General features: G+C 69.4%; 8 protein-coding genes and 3 pseudogenes. 6 read left to right on the top strand and 5 right to left on the bottom strand.

The window, feature by feature from the left end; translation table 11 throughout:
- Window positions 1-117 precede the first annotated feature (117 nt).
- Together ACFU8Q_RS37805 and ACFU8Q_RS37810 are read right to left on the bottom strand one after the other, a co-directional pair.
- Window positions 118-587, bottom strand: a pseudogene (locus ACFU8Q_RS37805) (IS5 family transposase); the annotation flags it as partial.
- Entirely contained in the window at window positions 563-766 is a 204-nt protein-coding gene (locus tag ACFU8Q_RS37810; protein WP_384463601.1) for a hypothetical protein, read from the bottom strand. The pseudogene ACFU8Q_RS37805 and the gene ACFU8Q_RS37810, both read right to left, overlap by 25 nt.
- Window positions 767-877: 111 nt before the next feature.
- On the opposite strand from ACFU8Q_RS37810, the gene ACFU8Q_RS37815 reads away from it, so the two are divergent.
- From ACFU8Q_RS37815 to ACFU8Q_RS37835, 5 genes are all read left to right on the top strand, one after another.
- Window positions 878-1,588, top strand: a complete 711-nt coding sequence (locus ACFU8Q_RS37815) for a transposase family protein (protein ID WP_384463582.1) — start codon at window positions 878-880, stop codon at window positions 1,586-1,588.
- A 122-nt stretch (window positions 1,589-1,710) separates the two neighbouring features.
- On the top strand, window positions 1,711-2,547 hold the full coding sequence (locus ACFU8Q_RS37820) for an alpha/beta fold hydrolase (RefSeq protein WP_384463585.1): 837 nt from the start codon (window positions 1,711-1,713) through the stop codon (window positions 2,545-2,547).
- 22 nt (window positions 2,548-2,569) lie between these two features.
- A complete protein-coding gene (locus ACFU8Q_RS37825) occupies window positions 2,570-3,103 on the top strand; it encodes a TetR/AcrR family transcriptional regulator (protein WP_384463598.1) in 534 nt (177 codons plus the stop codon).
- 254 nt (window positions 3,104-3,357) lie between these two features.
- Window positions 3,358-3,705 carry a TetR-like C-terminal domain-containing protein gene (locus ACFU8Q_RS37830; RefSeq protein ID WP_384463588.1) on the top strand — a complete coding sequence of 116 codons (348 nt, stop codon included), beginning with the start codon at window positions 3,358-3,360 and terminating at the stop codon, window positions 3,703-3,705.
- 52 nt (window positions 3,706-3,757) lie between these two features.
- Window positions 3,758-4,126, top strand: a complete 369-nt coding sequence (locus ACFU8Q_RS37835) for a DUF4260 domain-containing protein (protein WP_384463591.1) — start codon at window positions 3,758-3,760, stop codon at window positions 4,124-4,126.
- Between the two features lie 256 nt (window positions 4,127-4,382).
- On the opposite strand, the gene ACFU8Q_RS37840 is transcribed toward ACFU8Q_RS37835, so the two are convergent.
- Window positions 4,383-4,598 (bottom strand): hypothetical protein, encoded by a 216-nt coding sequence (locus ACFU8Q_RS37840; protein ID WP_384463604.1) that lies wholly within the window; start codon window positions 4,596-4,598, stop codon window positions 4,383-4,385.
- Here ACFU8Q_RS37840 and ACFU8Q_RS37845 point away from each other — a divergent pair.
- Window positions 4,534-5,105: pseudogene (locus tag ACFU8Q_RS37845) on the top strand (ISL3 family transposase); the annotation flags it as partial. The gene ACFU8Q_RS37840 and the pseudogene ACFU8Q_RS37845 sit on opposite strands and share 65 nt — an antisense overlap.
- Window positions 5,106-5,402: 297 nt before the next feature.
- Here ACFU8Q_RS37845 and ACFU8Q_RS37850 read toward each other — a convergent pair.
- Together ACFU8Q_RS37850 and ACFU8Q_RS37855 are read right to left on the bottom strand one after the other, a co-directional pair.
- Window positions 5,403-5,687 carry a hypothetical protein gene (locus tag ACFU8Q_RS37850; protein WP_384463594.1) on the bottom strand — a complete coding sequence of 95 codons (285 nt, stop codon included), beginning with the start codon at window positions 5,685-5,687 and terminating at the stop codon, window positions 5,403-5,405.
- Between the two features lie 503 nt (window positions 5,688-6,190).
- Window positions 6,191-6,360 (bottom strand): annotated as a pseudogene (locus tag ACFU8Q_RS37855) (transposase); the annotation flags it as partial.

Consider the following 6,360-nt stretch of genomic DNA (forward strand, 5'->3'; position numbering starts at 1 on the left):
GACGTGCACACAGTCGGCAAACCAAGCCCCGCGAAACGACGGACGAAGAAGTCAACGACCCCGCGTCCACGCCGCACAGGTTAAAGATCAAGCTAGGGCGTGTATCGAATGTGCTGGTCACAGCCACTCGTTGATGTCCGCAACGAGGACGGTCGCCTCGTAGCGGACCGCGAGCTTGTCGTATCTCGTGGCGACGGCGCGGTGCCTTTTGAGGCGATTGATGCCGCACTCGACCGCGTGCCGAGCCTTGTAGTCCTCGGCGTCGAACTTGGGCGGCCGACCGCCCCGCGAGCCGAGCTTCGGTTACAAGCCTGGTCGGCCTTGTCCGGGATGGTGCAGCGGATGCCGCGACGTCGCAGGTAGGCACGGTTCTTGCGAGACGCATACGCCTTGTCGGCACGGACCCGGTCGGGCCGGGTGCGCGGACGCCCTGAACCCTGGCGGGCGACGCGGACCTTGTTCAGGACGGGCTCGAACTGCGGGGAGTCGGCACGCTGCCCGGCCGTGATCACGATGGACATGGGCCGCTGGCCCTGCTCGACGGCCAGATGGAGCTTGGTGGTCAGGCCGCCGCGCGAGCGGCCGAGACCGTGGTCGTCCGGCTCGACAGCGACGCCGCCCGGCGGCTCCTTGTGCAGGTCCCCTTTTTCCGCGCCCCGGCGGCGTGCTGGTGGGCCCGGCACACGGTGGAGTCGATGTTGAGGTCCCAGGTGATGAGCTCCTTGGCGTCGGCCTGGGCCTGCCCGTCGGTGGACCACCAGCGCATCCACGCGGACCGGCTCTCCGTCCCACCGGTTCGGCGCGGTGGTCGCGACGATCGCCCCGTCGGGACGGTCCGCGGTGGGCTGCGCGGCGTACTGAGTGTGTGCTGCGGCCCATGTCTCCTGCTGCGCGATCGCGAGAGCGGCCGGCAGGGGCCTGGCGACAGCTCGGTTGCTTCAAACAGGCGCTGCTCGCCCTGGCCCATCTCCGGAAGAACGAGACGTTCGCCCAGCTCGCGGCCGGGTTCGGCGTCTCGACCGCGACGGCTTGGCGGTACGTCGACGAGACCCTGGACGTTCTCGCGGCATGGGCGCCGGGCCTGCACGAGGCCCTGACCGGACTGGGCGAGGGCGACTTCGTCATCGTTGACGGCACCCTGATCGCCACCGACCGCATCAAGGCAGACGAGCCGTACTACTCCCAGAAACACAAGCAGCACGGTATGAACGTGCAGGTCATCGCCGCACCCGACGGCACACCCCTGTGGTTTTCGCGTGCCCTGCCCGGACGCACTCACCACCTGACCGCGGCCCGCGCCCACGGCATCATCCAGGCATGCCTGACCCGGCAGATCCTCATTCTTGCGGACCGTGCCTATCAGGGCGCCGGCGCCACTGTCCGCACCCCGTACTACCGCCACCGCGAACAGCCCGAGCAATACCAGCAGTTCAACCGTGACCACGCCCGGCTCCGGGCGCCCGGCGAACGCGCCTTCGCTCAGTTGAAGCAGTGGCGGATCCTCCGGCGAACCAGATGCTCCACCCGACGCGTCGGCACCATCGTCCAGGCCGTCCACACCCTGATGACCTGCGGCTATTCAGGATGAAAAAGGTTCACTGGTCACTGACCTGGAGCCGGTTCCTGGAGCCGTAACAGCGGCCGTGTTGACAGGTTTGGCTATTGAGATTAGCTTTTAGCTAAGCATGTTAGCCAAGCTTGGGAGATGTCATGACCGAGTACCTCGCCGTCGACGGCGGCACGATCGCTTACGAGGTGGCAGGGTCCGGCCCGCTGATCGTTCTCGCGCACGGCATGGGCGACAGCCGCTCCGCGTACCGTGCTGTGATCCCGCCGCTGGTGGCAGCGGGCTATCGGGTCGCCGCGGTCGATATGCGCGGCTGCGGCCGGTCCAGCGCCGACTGGTCGACCTGGAGCCGCACTGCTATCGCCGGCGACCTGCTCGCCGTGATCCGCCACCTGGGCAGCCCGGCCGTGCTCGTCGGCCACTCGATCTCCGGCGGCGCCGCCACCATCGCCGCGGCGCAGGAGCCCTCGCTGATCACCGCGGTCGTCGAGTTGGCGCCGTTCACTCGCAAGCAGTCGATCCGCCTCGGCGACCTGCGGGTGAAGCGCTTCCGGCAGGGCATGCTGCGGCTGCTCGGCACGGGCGCGTTCGGCAGTGTGCCGCTGTGGCGCTCGTACCTCGACGTGGCCTACCCCGGCGTGAAGCCGGCCGACTGGGCCGAGCGGCTGGGCTGCATCGACTCCCTGTTGCGCGAGCCGGGCCGGATGAAGGCCCTGCAGGGGATGGGCCGCAGCGCCCCGACCGACGCCGGTGCCCAGCTCGGCAACGTACACTGCCCGGTCCTGGTCGTGATGGGCACGCTCGACCCCGACTGGGCCGACCCGCACTCCGAGGGGTCGGCGATCGTCGATGCCCTGCCGTCCGGCCTCGGCCGCCTTGAGATGATTGAGGGCGCCGGGCACTACCCGCACGACCAGTTCCCCGACCAGGTGGTTTCGCTCATGCTCACCTTCCTCCGATCGGTCGCCGCCCGTGCCTAGGGCCGGCCTGGACCCGGCGGCCGTGGTCGCGGCCGGTGCCGCCCTCGCCGACGAGGTGGGCCTCGCCAACCTGACGATGGGTCTGCTGGCCGAGCGGGTGGGCGTGCGTACCCCGTCCCTGTACAAGCACGTGGGCGGCCAGGAAGACCTCAACCGGCGCATCGCGGCCCTGGCGTTGCGCGAGGCCGCCGACGCCGTCGGCGGCGCGGTCCAGGGGTACGCGGGCCGCGACGCCCTTGCGGCCGCGGCGCGCGCCTTCCGTGCCTTCGTGCTGGACCACCCCGGCCGGTACGCCGCGACGATCGGCATGGAACCGTCCGGCCCGGAGGATCCCCTGGCCACCGCGAGTCAGCGGCTGCTCGACTCGTTCACGGCGGTCCTGCGCGGCTACGAGGTCGCGGAGCCCGACGTGGACCACGCCCTGCGCATGCTCCGCACCCTCTGCCACGGCTTCGCCACGTTGCAGGCGGCAGGAGCCTTCCAGTGGAGCGCCAACATCGACGAAAGCTTCGAGTGGCTGATCGCCTTCGCCGACCGGGGCCTGCGCGCTCTTTGAGAATGCCGTCGCCGTAGCGCGCTTCGACATCACCGGCGCCTTGGTCTGCCTCGTCCGCATGGCCGTGATCATGTACGTGCTACGGGGCGCTGATCCAGCGGACGCGGGAGCATTCCGCAACTTGCGCGGTGGTCAGGATGACGCGCGAGCCAGTGCCGTATGTGGTCTGCCCGTGCCGGTTGGCGCACCGGCCGGTGTGACTGCCGCGTCCGCATTCGCCCTCATACTCGCACCGCCAACTGGCGCGTTCCTTAATGCTTTTGGAGATCTCTGGCTCAGTTGTCCGGGCAACGACTGCGGTTATCGGGTCGGATGGGCTCGTCGGGTCACTGTTCCGTGGCGTCGAGCTGGAGGGGGACGGTGCCAGCTCGAAGTTCGCGCAGGTTGACGCCGCCCGGATGGTGCGACCGGCGCTTCACGGCTTCGCCATCATCGAGGCCGCCGACGGCATTGGACTGCCCCGCGAGGTCACTCGCAGCTACCACTTCCTCATCGACACCCTGATCACCGGCCTGCAAGCCGACCCTGATGACTCCACCCCCCCGGAGGCCCGGCATGACCGCCGCCCACCCACCCGTGAACACCCCGAAACCATCCGCTGACGCGAAGATCTCAGCCCTGACAGAGCCCGATGCGACCGTCGGAACGCCAGGCGTGGTCACCGGCCAACCACTGAGCTGGCTGCGAATCGAAGGTCTGGCCGTCGCCGGAGCCGCTCTCGTCGTCTTTGCCACCACCGGCCAGCCCTGGTGGCTGATCCCGGCACTGTTCCTCGTCCCCGACCTGTCCTGGCTCGCGTACCTCGTTGGCCCGCGGGTAGGCGCCTGGACCTACAACCTCGCGCACACCGCGCCGCTGCCGCTGGCACTGCTCGTCGCCGGAGCCGGATGGCACACCAGCGCGCTTACCGTCGCCGGGGCCGTCGGCCTGTTCCACCTCGGTCTCGACCGCCTCATGAAGTACGGCCTCAAGTACGACCACAGCTTCGGCATCACGCACCTGGGCGTGCATGGTGACCACTGACCGGCCAGCGCAACGAACGAGGCCGTACGTAGCTTCCCCTGCGCTGGCCGGGCAGGCCCTGTGCTCCCGAAGCTGCCCTGAAGCGACATATAGCGCTCTGGAGCCTCCGTCACCTTCCGCTGCGTCCATCGCGATAGACGGCTGCGGGTGCCGTCCGCTGCGATACCGGCCGAGACCACTGCGGATGGGGGCCGGGCACTTTTGCGGAGAACTCCGCGCCCGGCCTGGACGGTGGCCGGCCCGCCGTTCACCGTGCTCACTCGTCGAGCGATGCCGGGCAGTGTGCTGCACCTGGATCGGCGGCAAGCTCGATCAACAGATCCAGCTTGCGCCCCGCCTCCTGAAGCTCGGCAGCAGTCGCGGTGATGCGAGCACGTTCAGCGCGCAAGCGCTCGAGCATCACGGTCGCCCACATCAACCCGCCCCGCCCCGGCGGAGTGCACGAGCAGACCACCCGCGAACGCTGGAACAAGGTCCACGATCTCCTCGGCCGGGGCGTCGGTCTGCTCGACTGCTCCCGCCGCCTGAACCTGGCCCTGAACACCGTCAAACGCTACGCCCGCATGCCCGAACCGCAGACCCAGCGCATCGCCCCCGCCTACCGGCCGACCCCTACCGCGACCATCTGCGCGCCCGCCGTGCGGCCGACCCCGCCACCCAACTGCTGCGGGAGATCCGAGAGCTGGGCTACACCGTCAGCGCCAACCTACTGGTCCGCTACCTCAATCAGGGCCACGCCGGAGGCGACCGCCCCGTCACCACCCCGCGCCACGCCAGCCGTCTTCTGCTCACCGACCCCGAGAATCTGCGCCTGAGGGGAGCGACCCTGTTGGAGAAGATCGCCGGGACCTGCCCGGAGATGACCGCACTCGCCGATCTCGTACGCGGCTTCGCCGCGCTGCTGAAACCGGCAGAGGGCAACGACGTCAAACTCACCGAGTGGATCACCACCGCCCGCGCCGTCGACCTGCCCCACGTCGGGGGCGGCCCCTACCCAGGGCGCGGAGTGCGGGGCCGCCCGAGCCCTGCGTCCTGTCAGCGCGGGGCACTACCCGAACGCTAAATCCCAGTCTCTGGCTTCACCTCCTCCGGTGCGTCGGCCGAGTGAGTGCTGGTCACGGCTTTCCTCAAAGCGAGGCGTCACCGGCCGCGCCTGGCGGCGTCATGAGCTGGCAGGGACCGGGAGCCCTGCCCCGGGGAGCCTTACCAGAGCGGCAGCTCGCCCGGAGTGATCGTGGCCGTGGGCAAGGGAGACGAAGCCGTCGGTTGTGCGGGATCAGCGTGGTGCTTCGGCGCCGCCATCGCGGCGGACCCGATCCAGTACCTGCTCATGGAGGGCGGCCATGCCTTCCGGCGGCACCGGGGCGGGGCTGCCGGTGAGGGTGTACCACTCGTCGGCGTCCGTGTACTGAATCGCGATGCTGGCGCGCCCCTCGGGCAGCAGGCTGGTGGCCACGGTGAGCTCGCCGGTGATGACGCCGACCTCGTCGGTCATCGCGCCGCCGCGCCCGGCTTTCACCTCGTCGACGAGCCGCTCCTGCTGGGGGTCGTGGTCGCTCATGAGGGACAGGTACCCAGCATCTCGGTGAGCGTGTTCTTCTCAGCTTCGGTCACCGACAGCTCGTAGGTCGCCTTCACCTACACCCAGGCCCGGGCGTAGGTGCACCAGCAGGGTTTGGACGGCGGCTGCCACTCGTCCGGGCCCTGATCGCCCTTGGACCGGTTCGACGCTGCCGAGACGGCCAACAGCTGACCTTCTCCCGGGTGTCACACCTTTCACCCTGCTGAGCCCAGTGGGGAAACTTTGCGCGGCTGTAGCCACGCATCGAGCCCTGTGCCGCCACCGTCAGCCCCGCCAACTCCGTCCGGGCTTGTTCCGCGGTCGGGAGGCCCGGCAGTGTGCCGGACTCGGCGGCCTCACCGCCTGGAGTGCCGGCGGGCGCGGACGGTTTGTTGTCTGTCGCCGCGGGCGCCGGCCCTTGTCCGGTGGGTGAGCAAGCGGCGAACGCCAGCGCGGTCACGGCCGCCAAACCACTTTTCAGCCACCACTGCTGACGCCCCATGACCTGCCCTTTTGATCCGGCCGTGGCTGACGCGACGGCTCTTGCTCGATTCCCTCGTTACCGGGGCGCTTCCGGCGTAGGCCTTCAGGTTTCGGGCCGTGTCGAGCCGAGAGCGGTCGTCACCGATCTCCGCGAGTATCCGAGCACCGGTGAGCACGGCAAGTCCGGGGA

The sequence above is a fragment of the Streptomyces sp. NPDC057543 genome, assembly GCF_042801895.1.
Taxonomy (GTDB): domain Bacteria; phylum Actinomycetota; class Actinomycetes; order Streptomycetales; family Streptomycetaceae; genus Streptomyces.

Coding starts and splice junctions, on each gene's coding strand:
- ACFU8Q_RS37810 (WP_384463601.1), bottom strand. CDS start 766: ATGCGCTGGTGGTCCACCGACGGGCAGGCCCAGGCCGACGCCAAGGAG.
- ACFU8Q_RS37815 (WP_384463582.1), top strand. CDS start 878: ATGTCTCCTGCTGCGCGATCGCGAGAGCGGCCGGCAGGGGCCTGGCGA.
- ACFU8Q_RS37820 (WP_384463585.1), top strand. CDS start 1,711: ATGACCGAGTACCTCGCCGTCGACGGCGGCACGATCGCTTACGAGGTG.
- ACFU8Q_RS37830 (WP_384463588.1), top strand. CDS start 3,358: ATGCTTTTGGAGATCTCTGGCTCAGTTGTCCGGGCAACGACTGCGGTT.
- ACFU8Q_RS37850 (WP_384463594.1), bottom strand. CDS start 5,687: ATGAGCGACCACGACCCCCAGCAGGAGCGGCTCGTCGACGAGGTGAAA.